We start from the raw sequence: 20,269 nt of genomic DNA, 5'->3' as shown, positions 1-20,269 counted from the left end.
TACGACCCGCCCCCCGCCCGGCACGTCCCCGGGGCCGGGCGGACGCCGGTTGCTACGAGTGGCCCAGTTCCTCCGTGTCCGCGTCGGACGGCGGCGGGACCGAGCCCGAGTCGGGGGCCGGGCGCAGCGGGAAGGGGTCGACGCGGGTCTCGTCGATGACCGGGGCGGCCGGCTGGGGCGGGCGGGGCATGACCGCGGCCTCGGAGTGGCCACCGCAGCCGTAGGCGAGGGAGACCAGGCGGCCGTCGGCCGGGGAGAACTCGTTGGCGCAGGCTCCGAAGGCCTGGCCGAGGGAGCCGCCGATGGGCACCAGGAAGCCGCAGCTGACGCAGGCGGCGGGGGCCGACTGGGCCATGGGCGTCTTGGGGCCGAACGCCTCCTCCCAGCGGTCGGCCGCGGTGTGCAGGCCGTAGCGGGACAGGACGCGGGCGCGGCGCATGCCCAGTTCCTCGGCGACTGCCGGGATCGAACCGCGCAGGGGGGCGACCGTGAAGCCGGACGAGGGGCCGGTGGTGAGGTCCGCGTCCTCCGCCTCCACCAGGTCGGCCATCTCGTGCGACACGGGAACGTTCGGCGCGGGCTCGTCCTCGCCCGAGTAGCCCGGCTCCAGCCGCAGATCCTCGGCGTCGGTGGGCAGCAGATCGCCCGGCCCCATGTCGCCGGGCCGCAGCCGCTCGCTCCACGGCACCCACTCGGGCGCCAGCACCGCGTCCGGGCCGGGCAGCAGCGCCGCCTCGTCCACGGTGACGATCTTCGCCCGGGACGCCCGGGCCACCGTCACGGCCCAGCGCCAGCCCCGGTACCCGAGCTCCAGGCACTGGAAGAAGTGCGTGACGACGCGGTCCCCCTCGGAGACCAGCCCGACGTGCTCGCCGACGATGCCGGGCGCGGCGGCCTCCTCGGCTGCGGCGCGTGCGAGGTCGACGGCCTCCGCGCACAGACGGTCAGGGGTGCGGCTTCGCGTTGTCGCTGCGCTCACAGGTATCGCTTCTCTCCATACGCCGTCTCACGAGTGCGCCACTCCCAGCGCGGGGGCGGACGGAGCGGACCGGGGGACCGCGTCGACATCCTTCATCCATTTTGCGGGATGGCTGAGATACGCACGCTACCCTTCCGCCCCACTTCGCGTACACCGACGGTCCTGTTCCACCGCCCGCCCGACCCCGGACCGCCCCCCGGACCGCCCCCGGACAGTCACCCCACAGGCCCTATACAAGCGGTAATGGCACTACCCAGAGCCTTATCGGGGCACTATGACGTCGTGGCAGCCGCGAAGACACCCCCGGGCGCCACCGGGACCGGTGGGTCGAAAGGGGTCAAGGGAAGCAACCGACCGAACGGACCGGGCCGTGTGGGCGGCTCCTTCCGCGCGGTCGGCCGTGCCCTGCACTTCCCCGTCACCGGCACGGCCCGCGGCATCCGCAAGGCCACCCACGCGCACGGCGCCGGCGAGTCCGGCCTCGGCAAGCTGATCGAACTGCACGGCGTGAACGGCGCCGGAGACATGATGATCACCGTCGCCCTCGCGTCGACGGTGTTCTTCTCCGTGCCGACCGACGAGGCCCGGGGCCGGGTCGCGCTGTACCTCGCCATCACCATGGCTCCCTTCACCCTCCTCGCGCCGGTGGTCGGCCCCCTCCTCGACCGCGTCCCGCACGGCCGCCGCGCCGCGATGGCCTGCGCGATGCTCGCCCGGGCGCTGCTCGCGATCGTCCTGTCCGGCGCGGTCGTCAGCGGTGGCCTGGAGCTGTATCCGGCCGCGCTGGGCGTCCTGGTCTCGTCGAAGGCGTACGGCGTGGTCAGAAGCGCCGTGGTGCCCCGGCTGCTGCCCCCGCGCTTCTCCCTGGTGAAGGCCAACTCGCGTGTCACCCTCGGTGGGCTGCTCGCCACCGGCATCGCCGCGCCGGTCGGCGCCGGGCTCCAGCAGATCGGACCGCGCTGGCCCCTCATCGGCGCCTTCGTGATCTTCGTGGCGGGAACGTTCCTGTCGTTCAGGCTGCCGCCGAAGGTCGACTCCGCCAAGGGCGAGGACCGCGCCCTGCTGGCGGCGGACGAGCAGCACCTGCACGGCCCGCACCGGCAGCCCGTCAAGCGCCCCGGGCTGCGCACGGTCGGCCCGGCCGTCACCCACGCCCTGGCCGCCAACGCCGCCATCCGCTGTCTGACCGGGTTCCTGATCTTCTTCCTGGCGTTCCTGCTGCGCGAGCACCCGGTCTCCGGGCAGAGCGCCGCCGTGTCCCTGGGGATAGTGGGCGTGTCGGCGGGGGTGGGCAACGCGCTCGGCACGGCCGTCGGGGCGTGGCTGCGGTCCCGGGCGCCGGAGATCATCATCGTGACGGTCGTGGCGTGCGTGGCGGGCGCGGCGATCACGGCGTCGGTGTTCTTCGGCGCGGTCCTGGTGGCCGGCCTGGCGGCGATCGCCGGGTTCGCGCAGGCCCTGGCCAAGCTGTCACTGGACGCGCTGATCCAGCGGGACGTGCCCGAGAGTGTCCGTACGTCCGCCTTCGCCCGTTCCGAGACGCTGCTGCAGATGTCCTGGGTGCTGGGCGGGGCGATCGGCATCGCGATGCCGCTCAACGGCACGGCCGGGCTCGCGGTGGGCGCCGCGATCGTCGGCGTCGGGTGGGTGACGACCGTACGGGGGCTGCTCGGCTCGGCCCGGCGCGGCGGCTCGGGGCGAGCGCGTGTCGCGTAGGGGCCTGCTGATCCCGTAGGGGCCTGCTGATCCCGTACGGCTCGCCCGTAGGGCCCTTCTGATGGATCTACGGGGGAGCCGTACCCCGCGTGGGCGGTGTGACCCGCGCGCCCTATAGCCTTCGCCCATGAACACGTTGCAATCCGTTGTGCGACGCCGCCGCGCCGTCGCCGTCGCCGGCGTCGTATCCGCCGGACTGCTCGTCCTGTCGGCCTGTGACAAGCCGACCCCGATGGCCACGGTCACCGTGGGCAGCGACTCGGTGAACTCCGAGGCCACCTGCGGCGGCGAGGGCGACGCCCTGAAGCCGTCCGACCTCTCCGGCTGTCTGAAGGACAAGGGCGTCAAGACCATCACGGTCGACCCCGACGAGACGGTGCGCTTCGGTGTCGACCCCGAGATCGCCGACAACGGCTGGACGATCCTGATGAACGGTCAGCCGCTGACCGACTCCAGCAAGAAGACCTACCGCACGATTCCGGGCAGCGTGTTCTTCAACGCCCAGTACGGCGCGCAGGGCAACTCGACGCTGGTCTCCATCAAGGAGGGCGACAAGGACACGTCCGGGCTCTGGAACTTCAAGCTCAAGAAGGACGCCTGATCGCTGCCGCTGGGCTTGGCGGGGTTCTCGTGGCCACGGCTGTTCCTGTCGAGAGGGACGCTGTGGCTCAGGCCTTTCCCGACCACGCCGGCATCGAGGTGATCGCCGTCGGGGTCGGGCCCGCGCTCGCCGCGGCCTCCACCGCATCCGCCCTCACCACCGCCGCCCTGGCGGGCGTGCCGTACCGGCTGGTCGTCTCGGCCGGGATCGGGGGTGGGTTTCAGCCTGAGGCTCCCGTGGGGTCGCTCGTGGTCGCCGATGAGATCGTCGCGGCCGATCTGGGGGCCGAGACCGCGGACGGGTTCGTTCCGGTGACCGAGCTCGGCTTCGGGACGGTCCGGCACGAGCCCCCCGCGGATCTCGTGCGGCGGGCCGCCGGGAGCACCGGGGCGCGGACCGGGGCCGTGCTCACCGTGTCGACCGTGACCGGCACGGCCGTACGGGCCGCCGCGCTGCGGGAGCGGCACCCCACCGCCCTCGCCGAGGCCATGGAGGGTTTCGGCGTAGCCGAGGCCGCCGCCGCGCAGGGGGTGCCCGCGCTGGAGATCCGGGCGATCTCCAATCCCGTCGGGCCGCGTGACCGCGCCGCATGGCGGATCGGGGACGCTCTGGCAGCCTTGACCGAGGGGTTCGGGAAGCTCGCGCCCGTACTGGAGAGTTGGAACCGGCATGACAGTTGAGCTGCAGATCGCCTACTCGCCCTGCCCGAACGACACGTTCGTCTTCGACGCCCTCGCCCACGACCGGGTCCCCGGCGCCCCCGCCCTGGACGTGACCTTCGCCGACATCGACATCACCAACGGCATGGCCGAGCGCGGCGAGTTCGACGTGCTGAAGGTGTCGTACGCGGTGCTGCCCTACGTCCTCGACGACTACGCCCTGCTGCCCTGCGGGGGCGCGCTGGGGCGGGGCTGCGGGCCGCTGGTGCTGACGCGGGAGGCCGGTGCCGACCTCGACGGGCGGACCGTGGCGGTGCCCAGTGAGAAGTCGACCGCCTATCTGCTGTTCCGGCTGTGGGCCGCGGACACGCTGGAGGGCGGGGTCGGCGAGATCGTCGTCATGCCGTTCCACGAGATCATGCCGGCCGTGCGGGACGGGAAGGTCGACGCGGGGCTCGTGATCCACGAGGCGCGCTTCACCTACCGGAACTACGGGCTGCACAAGCTCGCCGACATGGGCGAGCACTGGGAGAACACCACGGGGCTGCCGATCCCGCTGGGCGCGATCATCGCCAAGCGGTCGCTGGGCGAACAGAAGCTGCGGCTGCTGGCCGACTCGATCCGCACGTCCGTGCGCGCCGCCTGGGACGATCCCGAGGCATCCCGGCCGTACGTCATGGAGCACGCCCAGGAGATGGACCCGGCCGTGGCCGACCAGCACATCGGGCTGTACGTGAACGAGTTCACCGCGGACCTCGGCGAGGACGGCTACGCGGCCGTGCGCGGGCTGCTGACCCGTGCGGCGGCCGAGGGGCTGGTGCCGCCCCTCGGCCCGGACGCGCTGCGCTTTCCCTGAGGTCTCAGACGTCCAGCTGGTCGGCGACCGCCCGCAGCAGGCCGGCGATCTTCTTGCCTGCGGTCTTCTCGGGGTAGCGCCCCCGCTCCAGCATCGGCGTGATGTTCTCCAGGAGGGTCGTCAGGTCCTGGACGATGGAGGCCAGCTCGTCCGGCTTCTTCCGGGTCGCGGCGGCGACCGACGGGGTCGGGTCCAGGATCGTCAGGGACAGGGCCTGGTCGCCGCGCTGCCCGGCGACGACGCCGAACTCCACGCGCTGACCCGGCTTGAGCGTCTCGACTCCGGCGGGGAGGACCGAGGAATGGACGAAGACGTCACCGCCGTCGTCGCGGGAGAGAAAGCCGAAGCCCTTCTCACTGTTGAACCACTTGACCTTGCCGGTGGGCACGTCTGTCCTCGTCCTCGTACTCGTCGGAAAACTGCTTCTGGAAACGGCTCTTGATAGCACTCGGGCGGGTCGTACGACCCGCCGGTACCCAGGCTAATGCTCTTGCAGCCGGTGACAAGACGTCACCCGGTTGTTCCTTCGCGCTGGGAACTACCCTGGTCGGGTGCGTGACAAAACCCAAACGAATTCCGCCGCTCCCGGTGACCGCCTGGTCCGTGCCGGAGCCGTCGTCTTCTTCATCGGTGCCCTGGCCACACTGGTCACGGTCGCCCCGCTGTTCCTCGGGACGACTCCCTTTCCGACGTACATGTTCGGATTGAGCATGCTCATGGCTGTCGGATTCCTGATGGCCGGTGCGGGAGTGCTGCGTTCCGTGGCGGCGGGCCGCCGTCAGGCGCGTGCGGGGCGGTAGTCCGAAAACCACCGCGGGAATTCGGTCAGATCGGTGAGGACGACGTCGGCGCCCGCCGCGCGCAGTTCGTCCTCGGGGCAGGGGCCGGTGGCCACGGCGACCGAGAGCGCCCCGGCGGTCCGGGCTCCGCGCACGTCTCCGACGTGGTCGCCGACGTAGACACCCGCGTCGTGCTCGCGCAGGGCCTCCGCCTTCCGCTCGGCCCACAGGTCACCGATGACGGCGTCGGGCTCGATGCCCAGGTGGGCCAGGTGCAGCTTGGCGTTGGGCTCGTACTTGGCGGTGACGACTATCGCGCGTCCGCCGGCCTCCCGTACGGCCGCGATGGCCTCCCGGGCGCCGGTCATCGCCGGGGTCGCGGTGATGGCGATGTCCGGGTACATCTCCCGGTACAGGTCCGCCATGGCCGCGACCTCCCCGGCCGGGAACCAGTTGATCAGCTCGTCGGCGAGCGGCGGGCCGAGCCGGGTGACCGTCAGGTCGGCGTCGATGTACGTGCCCGTCCGCTCGGACAGTGCCTGGTAGCAGGCGCGGATGCCGGGCCGGGAGTCGATGAGGGTCATGTCGAGGTCGAAGCCGACGGTGAGCGCGGGCGGGGTCATGGAGGCCATATGGGCCATTGTGCCCAGCAGGGGTGAACACCAGGCGTTCGGGCTGGGGCGGCGCCGGGGCCCTGCCGTTCGGATCAGGCCCTGGCCGTACCGATCACGAGCGCTGTGAGCGCCACACCAGGAACAGGGCCGATGTCACGGCCGCGGCCCTGACCACCCACGGCCAGGTCTCCGACACCGCGGCGATCATATGGCCCTCGGCGATCGGGTCACCCCAGCGGTCGTTCATCCGGCCCCACAGCCAGACCAGGCCCCCGGCCACGGAGAGGCCGGGCAGGATGACGACCGCCCACTTCGTCTCGGCCTGGGTGAGGCGGCGGGAGGCGTAGGCGATGAGCCAGCCCAGCAGGAGCACGAACCAGTTGCCGAGCACGGCACCGGCGACGAGGAGGCCCGCGGCGATCAGAAGGAGCGGGTTGCTCCAGTTCGTGCTGGGCAGGCGCGGCAGCCGGCGGCGGGCGTCCTTCCCGGTCACCTCGGCCGCCGCCTCGACGACGGGGGCGGTCTCCTCGGCGTTCGGCTTCTCCTTCTCCGCCCTGCGCGGCGCGGGCGGCTTCAGCAGGTCGGGCACCTCCACGCCGCCCACGAACCCCGGTACCTCGTCGCCCACGCCGAAGGGGCCGCTGTCCACCCGCCACCAGTCCGGCTGGTGCACGCTGTCGCCGAGCTCGTGCCCGGCGGCCAGGTGCGGCGGGGCCGGGCCGTCGGAGGGCGCGGGGTGCGGCTCCTCGGTGGACCGGGCCGGGCGGGGACGCGGCACGACACGCCGGATGACGCCCTTCGCCCGCTCCTCCGGCTCGGCCTCGCGCTGCACGGGGACGGAGGCGGGGGCGGCGCCGTGCGGCCCGGCGCCCGTACCGTCCGCCGCCGCGGTCACGACGTCGTCGGGGCTGCCCAGCCGGGTCAGGATGCGGCGGACGGCGGCGGGCGAGTCGACGGTGGCCTTCGCGCGGCGCTTGTCGATCTCGTTGCGCAGGTCCGCCACCAGCCGCATACGGGTGGCCGACGACAACTGCCGCTGCTGGGCCACGTCGCCGACGCGGCTCAGATACTCGTAAACGACCTGGTCGCTCTCAATCCCCACGAAGTCCCCTCCGGGGCGGGTGCGTTGCGTGACGCCGTCGCACGACGGTACCGCGAGTGCCCACGAACCAGCCAAAACCCCGTCCCGCGTTCAGGGCGGGAGCCCCGAACGCGGCCCCGCACGGTCGGCCCGGCCGCCGGGGCCGACCCGCTACCGTGGACCGGATGAGCACCGTGGACAGGCCCCCGGCCCCCCGCTCCCTCGCGGAAGCGCTTCGCGCGCGGGGGGACGCCTCGCTGGGTGCGCTGCTGCGTAGCCGGCCGGATCTCATCACGCCCGTCCCGACCGACCTCACCCAGCTCGCGACCCGGGCGGGCACCCGTGCCTCGGTGGTGCGGGCGCTGGAGCGGCTGGACCGGTTCGCGCTCCAGACGGCGGAGGCGCTGGCCGTGGCGGCGGACCCGGCGACGTACGGCGAACTGCTCGGGCTCATGGCCGGGGACGATCCGGACCCGGCCGTCGTCGCCGCGCTGCCGCACACCCTGGACGGTTTGCGCGAGCAGGCCCTGGTGTGGGGCGACGACGACCGGCTGCGGCTGGTGCGCACGGCGCGTGAGCTGCTGGCGCCCTCGCCGCAGCACCCCTCGCCGACCGGGCTCGGCCCGACGGTCCAGGAGGCCACCGCCGGGATGTCCCCGGGCCGGATCCAGGAGATCGTCACGGCCGCCGGACTCGCCTCGACGCACGACTCGGTGTCCGCGGTGGCCGCCCTGGCGGGGCTGTTCACGGACCGGGCGCGGATGGCGGCGCTGCTCGCCGACGCCCCGGCCGACTCCCTCGACGTGCTGGAACGCCTGGTGTGGGGGCCGCCGTACGGACAGGTCACGGCCGATCCGGCGGCCCGGCTGCGCTGGCTGCTGGACCGCGGGCTGCTGCTGCCGACCGCGCCCGGCACGGTCGTCCTGCCGCGCGAGGTCGCGCTGCATCTGCGGCGGGGTCTGGCGCACCGGGTGCCCGAACCGGTGCCGCCGGTCGTGGAGACGGCGGCCGTGCACCGTCCACAGGTTGTGGACAGCGCGGCGGCCGGGCAGGCGTACACCGCGCTCGCGACCGTCGAGGAGCTGCTGAAGGACTGGGACGAGGGCGGGCCCGCGGTGCTGCGGGCCGGTGGGCTGAGCGTGCGCGACCTGAAGCGGACCGCCGTCGCGCTCGACGTGCCGGAGCCGCTCGCCGCGTTCTGGGTGGAGCTGGCGTACGCGGCGGGCCTGATCGCCTCGGACGGCGAGGCCGACGAGCGGTACGCGGCGACCCCGGCGTACGACGAGTGGCGGGAACTGCCCGCCGCCGAGCGCTGGTCGCGGCTGGTCACGGCCTGGCTCGCGGCGACCCGCACGGCCGGTCTGGTGGGCGGCCGGGACGCGAAGGACCGTACGTTGTCGGCGCTCGGGCCGGGCCTGGACCGCTCGGCCGCGCCCGAGGTACGGCACCGGGTGCTGGCGCTGCTGGCCGGGCTGCCCGAGGGCGCCGCGCCCGCCGCCGGGTCGGTGCTGGCCCGGCTGCGCTGGGAGCGGCCCCTGCGCGGCGAACGGCGCGAGGACGATCTGCGCGGCCGGCTCGCCGAGTGGACGCTGTCCGAGGCGGAACTGCTGGGCGTCACGGGCCGCGGCGCGCTGTCGGCGCAGGGCCGGGCCCTGCTGGGCGCGCCCGCGGCTCCCGCGCCGGGCCCGGAAGCGGAACCCTCCGGGCCGGGGGACAAACTGCCCGTCCACCACCATCACCGTCCCGCCCCGCTCGCTGTCCTCTCCCCCGCCGAACAGGCCGTGGCCTCGGCCGCCGCGGCCCGGCTGCTCGCGCCGCTGCTGCCCGAGCCGCTGGATCACGTGCTGCTCCAGGCCGACCTGACGGCGGTGGCGCCCGGCCCGCTGCAACGGCCGCTCGCGGACATGCTGGGCGTGCTGGCGGACGTCGAGTCCAAGGGCGGGGCGACCGTGTACCGGTTCACGCCCGGCTCGGTGCGGCGGGCGCTGGACGCCGGGCAGGCCGCCTCCGACCTGCACGCCTTCCTCGCCGCGCACTCCCGCACGCCGGTGCCGCAGCCGCTCGCGTACCTGATCGACGACGTGGCCCGGCGGCATGGGCACCTCCGGGTCGGGGCGGCCTCGGCGTACGTGCGCTGCGACGACGACGCGGTGCTCAGCGAGATCCTCGCCGACAAGCGGGCCGCCGGGCTGGGGCTGCGCCGGCTCGCCCCGACCGTGCTGGCCGCGCAGGCCGACCCGGCCGGGCTGCTGGAGGGCCTGCGGGCGATGGGGTTCGCGCCGGCCGCCGAGTCCGCCGAGGGCGATGTGCTGATCACCCGCGCCCTGGCCCACCGCACCCCGCCGCGCACCGCGCCCGAGCCGGTCCCGGACGGGCCGCCGGTCCCCGACGACACCCTCCTCGCGGCCGCGCTGCGCGCCATCCGGGCCGGTGACCTCGCCTCCACCACGCCGCGCAAACCCGGCACGGCCCCCGCGGCGAGCGGCGAACTGCCCCGCACCGGCGCCGCCGAGACCCTCGCCACCATGCAGGCCGCCGTCCTGACCGGCGAGGCCCTGTGGATCGGCTACGTCAACGCCGAGGGCGCCGCCAGCCAGCGGGTCATCGCCCCGATCCGCGTCGAAGGCGGCTTCGTCACGGCCTACGACCACACCGCGGACGAGGTCCGCACCTACCCCCTCCACCGCATCACCGGCGTCGCAGAACTCGCCACCGACACGGACTGACAGCCGCGCGGGGCCGCACGCAGGACACGGTCTGCCGTCGGCGCGGCCGACGCGGCTGTCCGCCACGCGGACGACGCCGCCGAGCTCCGACGGCAACTCTCCCGATCACGCCGCAGCCACACGGAGCCGCGCTGACGTCGGCGCCGTCGGCTGCGCTGAGAGCGGCGCTGACGGCCGCTCTCGTCGCCGGCCGAGACATCGAGCCGACGGCGAGGACTCGCCGACGACCCGGGCTGACGTCTGCGCAGGCTGACGCGGGCCGACAGCCGCGCGGTCGGCGGCGCTGCGACCCGCGCTGACGGCGGCGTCGTCTACCGCTCTGGGCGGCGGCCGAGACATCGAGCCGACGTCGCGGAACTCGCCGACGCCCCGGGCTGACGTCTGCGCAGGCTGACGCGGGCCGACAGCCGCGCCGTCGGCGGCGCTGCGACCCGCGCTGCCGGTGGCGCTGCGACCCGCGCTGCCGGTGGCGCTGCGACCCGCGCTGACGGCGGCGCGTCTACCGCTCTGGGCGGGGGCCGAGACGTCGAGCCGACGGCGAGGAACTCGCTCCGGGCGGGGGCCGAGATGTCGGTCGCGTCGTCGTTTCGCTCGGGGCGTCACCCGTTCGGGTGCAGGGCGGTGTTCATGCGCGCCACGCCGGGGAGTTCCCACGCTTGGGCGACCTTCCCGGGCGGGCCGCATCGCGGCGGGTGGGTGGGGGCAGCCACCGGGTGTCCTGTGAGAGTCGCCGAAAGGGAGTCCATTCATGCGCGTTGTCCGCCGAGTCGCCGCCGTCATCGCCACCGCCGCCCTGATGACGTTCGGGGGGCTCGCCACCCCGGCCTCCGCGGTGAGCATCGACGTCGCCGGTCTCGTCCTGGAGACACCGCAGATCTGATCCGCACCCGCGCACCCATCGGGCCGGCCCAGGCGTCCCCGGGCCGGCTCGCGGGGCGGTGTCCGTCGTCTCCCAGCCCGTGAAAGGCACTGCCACCCCCATGCCTGAGAACCTGCCCGCCGCCGTCCTCTGCGCCGTCGCGCTCGTGGGGGTGCTCGCGCCCTCTGCCGCCGCGGCCCCCGTGCTGCCGCTGCCCCTGCCGGTCGCCGCCGTGGAGCCGCTGGTCACCGAGGGGGTCACCGTCGAGGGGCCGCTGGTCCAGAACGTCAGTCTGCCCACGCTGAAGTAGCCCGGCGCGTCCGGTAGCTGTCGCCGTCCAGCCGTACGACGTCGGCGTGATGGGCGAGCCGGTCCGTCAGTGCCGGGGCGGACGGGCCGAACACCTCGTCCCAGCGGCCGAGCGGCCGGTCACCGGTCACGATCAGCGAGCCCCGCTCGTAGCGGCGGGCGACGAGCTGGAAGAGCAGGCCGGCCGCCGCCGGGTCGAAGGGCGTGTAGCCGACCTCGTCGACGATCAGGAGGGGGTGATCGTCGAGGGCGATCAGCTCCGCCTCCAGCCGGCCGGCGGCCCGGGCGTCCGCGAGCCGGGCGGCCCACTCGGCGGCGGTCGCGAACAGCACCCCGTGCCCGGCCTGGCAGGCGCGGATGCCCAGGGCGACGGCCAGATGGGTCTTGCCGGTGCCGGGCGGGCCGACGAGGACGACGTTGCGCCGGGCGGTGACGAAGTCGGCCTTGCCGAGCCGCGCCACGGTCTCCCGGTCGAAGCCCCGGGGGTGCTGCTCGTCGAAGTCCTCCAGCAGCTTGCGCGCGGGGAACCCGGCGGCCCGGATCCGGGCCTCGGCGTCGAAGTCGGGGCCGGGCTGCCGAGGGAGGGCGGGTGTGGCGGCCGGGGTCTCGGGGTCCGGCTTCTCCCGCCGCTCCCCGCGCTCGTGCCCCTGCGGTCCGGAGGCATGGGCCGGTGCGGCCGGTGTCTCAGGTGCCGCCGGTGCACGGTCGGCGTGCGCGCGGTCCGTGTGGGCGACCATCGGGCCCGACATGTAGGCGAGGATCGCCGCCGAGGCGATGAACGCCATGTGGATCACCGTCCCCCACATCAGGGCGTGCCGGGAGGTGTGGTGGACGTCCACGAACATCTGGAGCAGATGCACCGAGGAGATACCCACGATCGCCGTGGCGAGCTTGACCTTCAGTACGTTGGAATTGACGTGTGAGAGCCATTCCGGCTGGTCGCGGTGGCCCTGGAGGCCGATGCGCGAGACGAACGTCTCGTAGCCGCCGACGATCACCATGATCAGCAAGTTGGCGATCATGACGACGTCGACCAGCTTGAGCACCGCGAGCATCACGTACGTCTCGGTGGCATGCCCACCCACGCACATCAGGATTAAGGTCCACAGCTCCTTGAAGAACTTGTAGACGTAGACGCCCTGGGCGGCCACCAGTCCGAAGTACAACGGGGCCTGGAGCCAGCGGGTGGCGAACAGGGCGTATCCGAGTGTGGTGGTCGTCGGGTTCTGCACCTTCGCCATTCTTCGGGGCCGTGAGGGAAAAACTGAATTCACACCACACGTTGGGATGAATAGGCATTCAGTACGACCGGACGCGCGGATCACCCCACCCGACCCGGTCGATCAGGCACACTGGACGTTTGGCCGAGGCATCGCGCTGTCGAGCCGTCCGAGTCCTCCGGCCACAGAAAGGGTGCCGCGCGTGAATGGTCCGCTGATCGTCCAGTCCGACAAGACCCTGCTCCTGGAAGTCGACCACGAGCAGGCCGACGACTGCCGCCGGGCCATCGCCCCGTTCGCGGAACTGGAACGGGCGCCGGAGCACATCCACACCTACCGCGTGACCCCGCTGGGCCTGTGGAACGCCCGCGCGGCGGGCCATGACGCCGAGCAGGTGGTGGACGCGCTGGTGCAGTACAGCCGCTACCCCGTGCCGCACGCGCTGCTCGTGGACATCGCCGAGACGATGGACCGCTACGGCCGTCTCACCCTGTCCAAGCACCCCGCGCACGGCCTCGTCCTGACCACCACCGACCGCCCGGTGCTGGAGGAGATCCTCCGGTCGAAGCGGATCACGCCCCTGGTCGGCGCCCGCATCGACCCGGACACCGTCGTCGTGCACCCCTCCGAGCGCGGGCAGATCAAGCAGACGCTGCTGAAGCTGGGCTGGCCGGCCGAGGACCTCGCCGGGTACGTCGACGGCGAGGCGCACGAGATCGAGCTGGCCGAGGACGGCTGGGCACTGCGGCCGTACCAGAAGCAGGCCGTGGAGAACTTCTGGCACGGCGGCTCGGGCGTCGTCGTCCTGCCCTGTGGCGCCGGGAAGACGCTGGTCGGAGCAGGGTCGATGGCCCAGGCGAAGTCGACCACCCTCATCCTGGTCACCAACACCGTCTCCGCCCGGCAGTGGAAGCACGAGCTGGTGAAGCGGACCTCCCTCACCGAGGAGGAGATCGGCGAGTACAGCGGGACGAGGAAGGAGATCCGGCCCGTCACGATCGCCACGTACCAGGTGCTGACGACCCGGCGTAAGGGCGTCTACCCGCACCTGGAGCTCTTCGACTCCCGGGACTGGGGGCTGATCGTCTACGACGAGGTGCATCTGCTGCCCGCGCCGGTCTTCAAGTTCACCGCCGACCTCCAGGCGCGGCGGCGGCTCGGCCTGACCGCGACCCTGGTGCGTGAGGACGGCCGGGAGTCGGACGTGTTCTCCCTGATCGGCCCCAAGCGGTTCGACGCGCCGTGGAAGGAGATCGAGGCGCAGGGCTACATCGCGCCCGCCGACTGCGTCGAGGTCCGGGTCAATCTGACGGACTCCGAGCGGCTGGCGTACGCCACGGCCGAGACGGAGGAGAAGTACCGCTTCTGCGCGACGACCGCGACCAAGCGGAAGGTCACGGAGGCCATCGTCCGCCGCTTCGCCGGGCAGCAGATCCTCGTCATCGGGCAGTACATCGACCAGCTCGACGAGCTGGGTGAGCACCTCGGGGCTCCTGTGATCAAGGGTGAGACGTCGAACGCGCAGCGGGAGAAGCTCTTCGACGCCTTCCGGGAGGGCGAGATCAGCGTGCTCGTGGTGTCCAAGGTCGCGAACTTCTCGATCGACCTGCCGGAGGCGACGGTCGCCATCCAGGTCTCGGGCACCTTCGGCTCCCGGCAGGAGGAGGCCCAGCGCCTGGGCCGGGTCCTGCGCCCCAAGTCCGACGGCCACCAGGCGCACTTCTACTCGGTGGTCGCCCGGGACACGATCGACCAGGACTTCGCCGCCCACCGCCAGCGGTTCCTGGCGGAGCAGGGGTACGCGTACCGGATCATGGACGCGGACGAGCTGCTCGCGGAGAGCTGACGGAGGAGACCGGGCCGGTCCGCTCACTTGCGGCGGACCACGCCGACTTCCTCTCCGTACTGGCCCAGTACGACCACGTCGAAGGCGGCGCCCGCGAAGACCTTGACGGCGCGCAGGGCATCGCCGAGGCGGTGGCGGTGACTGCCGGCCACGGCGGTGGCGCCGGGCGGGCGGCCCGGTGCCGGGGCGGGGTGGATGGTTGCTGCGCTCATGTCTCCATGGTGCGTTTTCCCCCGTAAAGACCGCGTCGGTCTCCGGACCCAATTGTGCGGCGGTCCGTCTCCACCCCCGGGGCTACCCGGCCCCTCAGAAAGGAGGGCCCCGACCCCTAGGGGATGGGGTCCCCCGGCGGACCGGGGGGGCCGGGGAGGAGGAGGGCGGAGAAAAAGGGTTCGCGGCCGACGTACCCGTTCCCTTAAGATCTCCGCTCTTGCCCGCCTCCCCAGCGGAGTGCCGCCGACCGGACGGAAACCGGCCGGCATCTCACCGCCCACTCTTCAGCAGGTCCCTCCGGAGGCACCCCCTTGTCCAGGCACGTCGACGATCCGCTCTCGCGTGAGCGCTCCCACCTCTCCGCGTCCCGTTCCGCCCTGCGTGCCATGCGCGAGGACGTCGAGGCTCTCGACATCAGCGACGTCACCGCGAACTGGGTCAACGCCGAGGTGCTGGCCCGGCAGATCGAGGAGCGCGTCAAGGCCCTCGCGGACCTCAGCGACACCCCGCTGTTCTTCGGCCGGCTCGACTATCTGCACGCACCGGGCGCCGGGCAGGCCGAGGGCGCAGAAGGTGAGCGGTTCTACATCGGGCGGCGGCATGTGCACGACGCCGACGGCGACCCCATGGTCATCGACTGGCGCGCGCCGGTCTCACAGCCGTTCTACCGGGCCTCCAAGAAGGACCCGATGGACGTCGCGCTGCGCCGCCGCTTCGGCTACACCCGCGGCGACATCACCGCGTACGAGGACGAGCACCTGTCGGACCCGGCCGAGGCCTCCCGGACCAGCAAGCTGCTCCAGCAGGAGATCGAGCGGCCGCGCGTCGGCCCGATGCGGGACATCGTCGCGACGATCCAGCCCGAGCAGGACGAGATCGTCCGCTCCGGCCTGTCCGGCACGGTGTGCGTGCAAGGGGGCCCGGGCACCGGGAAGACCGCCGTCGGTCTGCACCGGGTCGCCTACCTCCTCTACGCGCACCGCGAGCGGCTCGCCCGCACCGGCACCCTGGTCATCGGGCCGAACCGGTCCTTCCTGCACTACATCGAGCAAGTCCTGCCCGCGCTGGGCGAGTTGACCGTGCAGCAGGCGACCGTCGACGACCTCGTCGGCCATGTCGAGATCAAGGGCACGGACGACGCGACGGCCGCCGTCGTCAAGGGCGACGCCCGGCTGGCGCGGGTGCTGCGCCGGGCCCTCTACGCGCACGTCACGATGCCCACCGAGCCGGTCGTGGTGGTGCGCGGCTCCCGCCGCTGGCGGATCCCGGCGTACGAACTGGAGGAGCTGGTCCGCGAGTTGCTCGACCGTGACATCCGCTACGGCGCCGCCCGCGAGGCCCTGCCGCAGCGCATCGCGCACGCCGTGCTGGTGCAGATGGAACGCTCGGGTGAGGCGCCGGACGACCGGGTGCAGGACGCGGTGGCCCGCAACAGCGCGGTCAAGGCGGCGGTGAAGGCGGTCTGGCCGGCGGTCGATCCGGCGAAGCTGGTGCTGCGGCTGCTGTCGGACGCGGAGTTCCTCGCGGTCCATGCCGAGGGGATCCTCGACGCGGACGAGCAGAGGGCGATCCTCTGGGCGAAGCCGGCGCGCAGCGTGAAGTCGGCCAAGTGGTCGGCGGCGGACGCCGTGCTGATCGACGAGGCCATGGACCTGATCCAGCGCACGCACTCCCTCGGGCACGTCGTGCTCGACGAGGCGCAGGACCTCTCCCCCATGCAGTACCGGGCCGTCGGCCGCCGCTGCACCACCGGCAGCGCGACGGTCCTCGGCGACCTGGCGCAGGGCACGACGCCGTGGGCGACCCGGAGCTGGCAGGAGGCGCTGACGCATCTGGGCAAGCGGGATGCCCTGGTGGAGGAGCTGACGGCCGGTTTCCGTGTGCCGACGGACGTCATCACCTACGCGTCCCGGCTGCTCCCGCACATCGCCCCGGGCCTCACCCCGGTGGTGTCGATCCGCGAGAACCCGGGCCACTTCGAGGTGCGGCCGGTGTCCGGCCCGAAGGACGTGGTCGAGGCCTGCCGCGAGCTGCTGCGCCACGAGGGTTCGACGGGCCTGATCGCGGCGGACGCCCGCGTCCCGGAGCTGGCCGGGGCTCTCGACGAGGCCGGGATCCCGTACCTCGGCCCCGGTGAGGAGACGACCCTCGACACCCGCCTGACCCTGGTCCCGGCCTCCCTCGCGAAGGGCCTGGAGTACGACTACGTGGTCCTGGACGACCCGCAGGAGATCGTCACCGGCGAACCCGACGAACGCACCGGCCTACGCCGCCTGTACGTCGCACTGACCAGGGCGGTCTCGGGCCTGACGGTCACGCACACGACCCCGCTCCCCACACAGCTGACCTGACCCAGCCGCGGGCGCACACCGAGCGGCTTACTGATCGTTTCAGAATGAGGTACGGGGAGAGCGCTTCTGAGATGCGCTACTCCCCGAGAATGTCCTGCGGGCCCGCACTGGATCGGCGAGTACCGGTTGTCCCTCAGGGGGTCAAGGTGTACTCCTTGCAGCTGCTGCAGCCCTTGTGGTAACTCTTCAGGATCGTGCCGTGATCGCGGTCCGACTGTGTGGTCTTGGCCGTTTCAGGGTCGCTCTTCCACGACGAGTAGCGGATCTTCCCACTGCGGTCCTTGTACTTGATCTTCACCCAGGCGTGACCGTCACACTTCCCGTTGTCCCACCTGTGAGTCTCCGCGTACGTCCCACTGACATAGAAGTCGTACTTTCCCGACTTCAGGAAGCCGCAGTCGCGCTTGATGGTCTTCGAGGACGATGCCGCGGCCTTCGCCGCGACCAGCGCCAGATCCGGGGCGGGTACAGAAGTTGACGACGTACCAGCGGACTCCTCATTCGTGGAGCCGGCGGCTGACATGCCGCCCTGTCCGGCGCCCCAGCCGACGAGCAGGCTCGCCGTCACTGCGATGGCCAGCCCGAAACGTCGTGTCGATGTGCTCACAGAATCCCCCCAGTTCGTCGGACACAGTGCTCCTGCCGTCATCTTCTTGGAACGGCAAGGAACACAGAACCTGTAACTGTCCAGGGTGCCTCGGGAGCAGTGCGTTGAACTACTGGGGGCTCGCAAGCTGATTCAGCCGATTCGGTGGCCACCGGGGGCCTCATCCGAGCACCCTCAATCCCCGTCCACCGCGGCCCGCCACGCGGCAACGGCCCCGGAAGACACCGGCTCCCCCCACCCCCCGGGCCGAGCCGCGCCCCCGATGTGAAACCCGTCGACACCCGCCTCCAACAGCACCGGCACATGCTCCAGCCGCAACCCACCCCCGACCAGCAGCCGCTGCTCATACCCCGGCTCCCCCGCCCGCCCCGCCTCCGCGAGCAGCACGGCCAACCCCTCATCGACCCCAGCCGAAGCCCCGGCCGTCAGATACGTGTCCAACCCCGGCACCCCGTCCAACTGCTTGCGCAGCGCGTCCCGGTCCGCGGCCCGGTCGATGGCCCGGTGGAAAGTCCAGGGGCATCCGTCCAGGACACCCACCACCCGCTCCACGGCCGCCAGATCGACGACACCCCCCGCGTCGAGGAACCCCAGCACGAACTCCTCCGCCCCGGCCTCCCGCAGCTCACCGGCCACCCGCGCCAGCCGTTCGACGTCCCCCGCCGCGAATCCGTCCGCCAGCCGGATCATCACCCGCAGGGAGATGTCGACGGCACGCCGGATCCCGGCGACGGTGGCGGCCGACGGGCTGAGGCCGTCGGCCGCCATGTCGGTGACCAGCTCGAGGCGGTCCGCGCCTCCCGCCTGGGCGGCGACCGCGTCCTCGACCCCGAGGGCGATCACCTCCAGGACTGCACGCTTGCTCATGGGGCCCCTTCGTCGGCATGCGTCGGCGTTCGATGACAGGTCTAGTCCAATCAAGACTACGCTGCCCATCCGCGCCGCCTCCGACGCCCCGGGGGCGGGCTCAACCGAAGATGTTCAGCTCCTTGGCCTCCACCCCGGCCAGCTCGAACGCCGGCACCCCGTCGACCGGCCGCCCCGCGTAGAGCCGTACGAGCGTCGGCCCGTCCCCGATGAAACGGCCCGGGGGCCGCTCCCCGCCGCTCTCCCCCAGCCGCAGCGGCTCGTCCAGGTCGTCGAGGTCGGCGTGCAGCGCCACGTGCCCGCGCTCGCGGGTGATCCGCGCGAGCAGCGCGAGCGCGTCCGGCAGCCCGGCCCCGCCGTACGCCCCCGGCTCCCCGAAGGCCTCGCGCACATCACCGGCGTGCACCCACTCCCCGAGGGCGAGCCGGTCCAGCTTCCCGCCGGCCTCGGCGATCACGGGCCCGGCCTCACCCATCCCCCGCTCCAGCTCGTCGACGACCTGCGCGTCGCTCCAGCCGGCCCGCTCGGCGATGTCCCGGTCGTTGGACTCGGGCGAGAACACACCCTCCTCGAACCGGCCCTGCGCCACCCGCGTCAGCGCGGCCGAGCAGTGCGCCAGCACGTCCCGCACCGTCCAGCCCGGACACGCGGCGACGGGCCGCGCGAAGTCCTGCGCGGCCCGGCCCCGCAGCAGCGGGATCAGCGCGTCACGCTCGATCGTCAGCAACCGCCCGGGCTGCTCGGGGTCCCGTACATCAGGAACATCAGCAGGAGTCGTCATGCCCCCACGCTAGGGCCTGTCCGGCGGGAGAATGGCCGCATGTCCGACCTCGATTCCCTGCGCACCCGCTTCGCCCGCGCCCTGGAAGCGGCCCGGGGCCCGGCCGGCGGGCCCGACCCGGCGCCGTACGCCGACGCCCTGCTCACCCGCTGGCAGGAGCCGCGGCGCCGCTACCACACGGTCGAGCACCTCACGGCTGTCCTGGACCGCGTCGACGAACTGGAGCGGTACGCGCACGACCCGGACGTGGTCCGGCTGGCCGCCTGGTTCCACGACGCGGTGTACCTGCCCGACCGCTCCGAGAACGAGGAGCGCTCGGCCCGCCTCGCCGAACGCGCCCTCGCCGAAGCCGGTCTCCCGGAGGCGAAGACCGCCGAGGTGGCCCGCCTGGTCCGGCTCACCGTCACCCACGACCCGGCCGACGACGACCCCGACGGCCAGGTCCTGTGCGACGCCGACCTCGCGATCCTCGCCTCGCCCCCGTCGGCGTACGCCGCCTACACCACGGCCGTCCGCGAGGAGTACCACTTCGTCCCGAGCGACGCCTTCCGCGAGGGCCGCGCCGCGATCCTGCGCCAACTCCTGGACCTCCCCCGCCTGTTCCGCACCCCGCACGGCGCCGCCGCATGGGAGGCCACCGCCCGCTACAACCTGCGGTCGGAGCTGGAGCTGCTCGGGGAATCGCCCTCCGGCCCGCCCTCCACGTCCTAGGGTTGGCCGCACGCGCCACAGCTCCACCGCGCCACAGCTCCACCACAGGGAGGGAACCCGGATGGACCACACCAGCGAACCCGAGGTCGTCGAGCCGAGCCTGCCGTTCTGGGTCACCGTCACCGAGGAGGGCGACGACGACTCCATGGGCCTCTTCGGCAGCGGCGAGCCGGCCCTGCGGTCCGTCCCGCTCGGCCCCCTGCGCAAGAACCTCGCCGAGACCGTCGACGCGCTCCAGCAGTTGTTCGAGGACGCCGCGGCCCGCGGCGGCACCCTCCCGCTCGCCGAGGCCCAGCTGTCCTTCCAAGTCACCGCGAGCGGCGGCATCCAGCTCCTCGGCACCGGCCAGGTGCAGGGCACCCGCGGACTCACCCTGGTCTTCCGGCGCCCCTGAGAACCCCGCCCAACCAGGGACGCAACAACCGCCCGGTGAACTAAAGTTGTCGGACGAACGGCCGAGCGGCAGGGGGACGGCATGAGCGGCAGCGCGGTGA

General features: G+C 72.8%; 21 protein-coding genes. 12 read left to right on the top strand and 9 right to left on the bottom strand.

Annotation, left to right across the window (positions count from 1 at the left end; all coding sequences use genetic code 11):
- Nucleotides 1–52: 52 nt before the first annotated feature.
- Nucleotides 53–979, bottom strand: coding sequence for a DUF3027 domain-containing protein (locus tag ACFZDE_RS21725; RefSeq protein WP_391201829.1), 927 nt, complete (start codon nucleotides 977–979; stop codon nucleotides 53–55).
- A gap of 282 nt (nucleotides 980–1,261) precedes the next feature.
- On the opposite strand from ACFZDE_RS21725, the gene ACFZDE_RS21720 reads away from it, so the two are divergent.
- From ACFZDE_RS21720 to ACFZDE_RS21705, 4 genes are all read left to right on the top strand, one after another.
- Nucleotides 1,262–2,695, top strand: coding sequence for an MFS transporter (locus ACFZDE_RS21720; protein ID WP_391000759.1), 1,434 nt, complete (start codon nucleotides 1,262–1,264; stop codon nucleotides 2,693–2,695).
- Nucleotides 2,696–2,822: 127 nt separating this feature from the next.
- A complete protein-coding gene (locus tag ACFZDE_RS21715) occupies nucleotides 2,823–3,296 on the top strand; it encodes a DUF2771 domain-containing protein (protein ID WP_391000756.1) in 474 nt (157 codons plus the stop codon).
- The gene (locus tag ACFZDE_RS21710) at nucleotides 3,266–3,976 is read left to right on the top strand and encodes a futalosine hydrolase (RefSeq protein WP_391202577.1); all 711 of its coding nucleotides are present in this window, start codon (nucleotides 3,266–3,268) and stop codon (nucleotides 3,974–3,976) included. Before ACFZDE_RS21715 ends, ACFZDE_RS21710 begins: the two co-directional genes overlap by 31 nt.
- A complete protein-coding gene (locus ACFZDE_RS21705; protein WP_391000753.1) occupies nucleotides 3,966–4,811 on the top strand; it encodes an MqnA/MqnD/SBP family protein in 846 nt (281 codons plus the stop codon). Before ACFZDE_RS21710 ends, ACFZDE_RS21705 begins: the two co-directional genes overlap by 11 nt.
- 4 nt (nucleotides 4,812–4,815) lie before the next feature.
- Here ACFZDE_RS21705 and ACFZDE_RS21700 read toward each other — a convergent pair whose 3' ends face one another.
- Nucleotides 4,816–5,199: a cold-shock protein gene (locus ACFZDE_RS21700; RefSeq protein WP_010035896.1), complete on the bottom strand. Its 384-nt coding sequence runs from the start codon at nucleotides 5,197–5,199 to the stop codon at nucleotides 4,816–4,818.
- A gap of 163 nt (nucleotides 5,200–5,362) precedes the next feature.
- On the opposite strand from ACFZDE_RS21700, the gene ACFZDE_RS21695 reads away from it, so the two are divergent.
- Nucleotides 5,363–5,611, top strand: coding sequence for a hypothetical protein (locus tag ACFZDE_RS21695; protein ID WP_031110609.1), 249 nt, complete (start codon nucleotides 5,363–5,365; stop codon nucleotides 5,609–5,611).
- On the opposite strand, the gene ACFZDE_RS21690 is transcribed toward ACFZDE_RS21695, so the two are convergent.
- Together ACFZDE_RS21690 and ACFZDE_RS21685 are read right to left on the bottom strand one after the other, a co-directional pair.
- Entirely contained in the window at nucleotides 5,590–6,222 is a 633-nt protein-coding gene (locus ACFZDE_RS21690) for a haloacid dehalogenase-like hydrolase (protein WP_391201825.1), read from the bottom strand. The genes ACFZDE_RS21695 and ACFZDE_RS21690 overlap by 22 nt on opposite strands.
- A 94-nt stretch (nucleotides 6,223–6,316) precedes the next feature.
- Complete coding sequence (locus ACFZDE_RS21685; RefSeq protein WP_391201822.1) at nucleotides 6,317–7,306, bottom strand: hypothetical protein; 990 nt, start codon at nucleotides 7,304–7,306, stop codon at nucleotides 6,317–6,319.
- Between the two features lie 164 nt (nucleotides 7,307–7,470).
- On the opposite strand from ACFZDE_RS21685, the gene ACFZDE_RS21680 reads away from it, so the two are divergent.
- The 3 genes from ACFZDE_RS21680 (at nucleotide 7,471) to ACFZDE_RS21670 (ending at nucleotide 11,180) form a co-directional block, all read left to right on the top strand.
- Nucleotides 7,471–10,011, top strand: a complete 2,541-nt coding sequence (locus ACFZDE_RS21680) for a helicase-associated domain-containing protein (RefSeq protein ID WP_391201820.1) — start codon at nucleotides 7,471–7,473, stop codon at nucleotides 10,009–10,011.
- A 748-nt stretch (nucleotides 10,012–10,759) separates the two neighbouring features.
- Nucleotides 10,760–10,891 carry a hypothetical protein gene (locus ACFZDE_RS21675; RefSeq protein WP_391201817.1) on the top strand — a complete coding sequence of 44 codons (132 nt, stop codon included), beginning with the start codon at nucleotides 10,760–10,762 and terminating at the stop codon, nucleotides 10,889–10,891.
- Between the two features lie 100 nt (nucleotides 10,892–10,991).
- Nucleotides 10,992–11,180 carry a hypothetical protein gene (locus ACFZDE_RS21670; RefSeq protein WP_391000742.1) on the top strand — a complete coding sequence of 63 codons (189 nt, stop codon included), beginning with the start codon at nucleotides 10,992–10,994 and terminating at the stop codon, nucleotides 11,178–11,180.
- On the opposite strand, the gene istB is transcribed toward ACFZDE_RS21670, so the two are convergent.
- Nucleotides 11,158–12,420, bottom strand: a complete 1,263-nt coding sequence (gene istB / locus ACFZDE_RS21665) for an IS21-like element helper ATPase IstB (protein WP_391201814.1) — start codon at nucleotides 12,418–12,420, stop codon at nucleotides 11,158–11,160. The genes ACFZDE_RS21670 and istB overlap by 23 nt on opposite strands.
- 181 nt (nucleotides 12,421–12,601) lie before the next feature.
- Here istB and ACFZDE_RS21660 point away from each other — a divergent pair, with 181 nt between their 5' ends.
- Nucleotides 12,602–14,245 carry a DNA repair helicase XPB gene (locus tag ACFZDE_RS21660; protein ID WP_391000736.1) on the top strand — a complete coding sequence of 548 codons (1,644 nt, stop codon included), beginning with the start codon at nucleotides 12,602–12,604 and terminating at the stop codon, nucleotides 14,243–14,245.
- A gap of 23 nt (nucleotides 14,246–14,268) precedes the next feature.
- Here ACFZDE_RS21660 and ACFZDE_RS21655 read toward each other — a convergent pair whose 3' ends face one another.
- Complete coding sequence (locus tag ACFZDE_RS21655) at nucleotides 14,269–14,457, bottom strand: hypothetical protein (RefSeq protein WP_062927558.1); 189 nt, start codon at nucleotides 14,455–14,457, stop codon at nucleotides 14,269–14,271.
- A 312-nt stretch (nucleotides 14,458–14,769) separates the two neighbouring features.
- Between ACFZDE_RS21655 and ACFZDE_RS21650 the strand changes: the two genes are divergently transcribed.
- Nucleotides 14,770–16,809, top strand: coding sequence for a UvrD-helicase domain-containing protein (locus ACFZDE_RS21650; protein WP_391201811.1), 2,040 nt, complete (start codon nucleotides 14,770–14,772; stop codon nucleotides 16,807–16,809).
- A 133-nt stretch (nucleotides 16,810–16,942) separates the two neighbouring features.
- Here the strand turns inward: ACFZDE_RS21650 and ACFZDE_RS21645 are convergent, their stop codons facing one another.
- The 3 genes from ACFZDE_RS21645 to ACFZDE_RS21635 form a co-directional block, all read right to left on the bottom strand.
- The gene (locus tag ACFZDE_RS21645; protein ID WP_391201808.1) at nucleotides 16,943–17,416 is read right to left on the bottom strand and encodes a hypothetical protein; all 474 of its coding nucleotides are present in this window, start codon (nucleotides 17,414–17,416) and stop codon (nucleotides 16,943–16,945) included.
- A 174-nt stretch (nucleotides 17,417–17,590) separates the two neighbouring features.
- Complete coding sequence (locus tag ACFZDE_RS21640; RefSeq protein WP_391201806.1) at nucleotides 17,591–18,283, bottom strand: copper homeostasis protein CutC; 693 nt, start codon at nucleotides 18,281–18,283, stop codon at nucleotides 17,591–17,593.
- A gap of 100 nt (nucleotides 18,284–18,383) precedes the next feature.
- Complete coding sequence (locus ACFZDE_RS21635) at nucleotides 18,384–19,064, bottom strand: maleylpyruvate isomerase family mycothiol-dependent enzyme (RefSeq protein WP_391201803.1); 681 nt, start codon at nucleotides 19,062–19,064, stop codon at nucleotides 18,384–18,386.
- Nucleotides 19,065–19,103: 39 nt separating this feature from the next.
- On the opposite strand from ACFZDE_RS21635, the gene ACFZDE_RS21630 reads away from it, so the two are divergent.
- Nucleotides 19,104–19,775 (top strand): hypothetical protein, encoded by a 672-nt coding sequence (locus tag ACFZDE_RS21630; RefSeq protein ID WP_391201801.1) that lies wholly within the window; start codon nucleotides 19,104–19,106, stop codon nucleotides 19,773–19,775.
- A gap of 61 nt (nucleotides 19,776–19,836) precedes the next feature.
- Nucleotides 19,837–20,169, top strand: a complete 333-nt coding sequence (locus tag ACFZDE_RS21625) for a hypothetical protein (protein ID WP_391000720.1) — start codon at nucleotides 19,837–19,839, stop codon at nucleotides 20,167–20,169.
- Nucleotides 20,170–20,269: the final 100 nt, after the last annotated feature.

It is taken from the genome of Streptomyces sp. NPDC007929 (assembly GCF_042959065.1).
Taxonomy (GTDB): domain Bacteria; phylum Actinomycetota; class Actinomycetes; order Streptomycetales; family Streptomycetaceae; genus Streptomyces.
The sequence above is the reverse complement of the archived record's forward strand: the minus strand, read 5'-3'. Positions and strand labels throughout refer to the sequence as shown.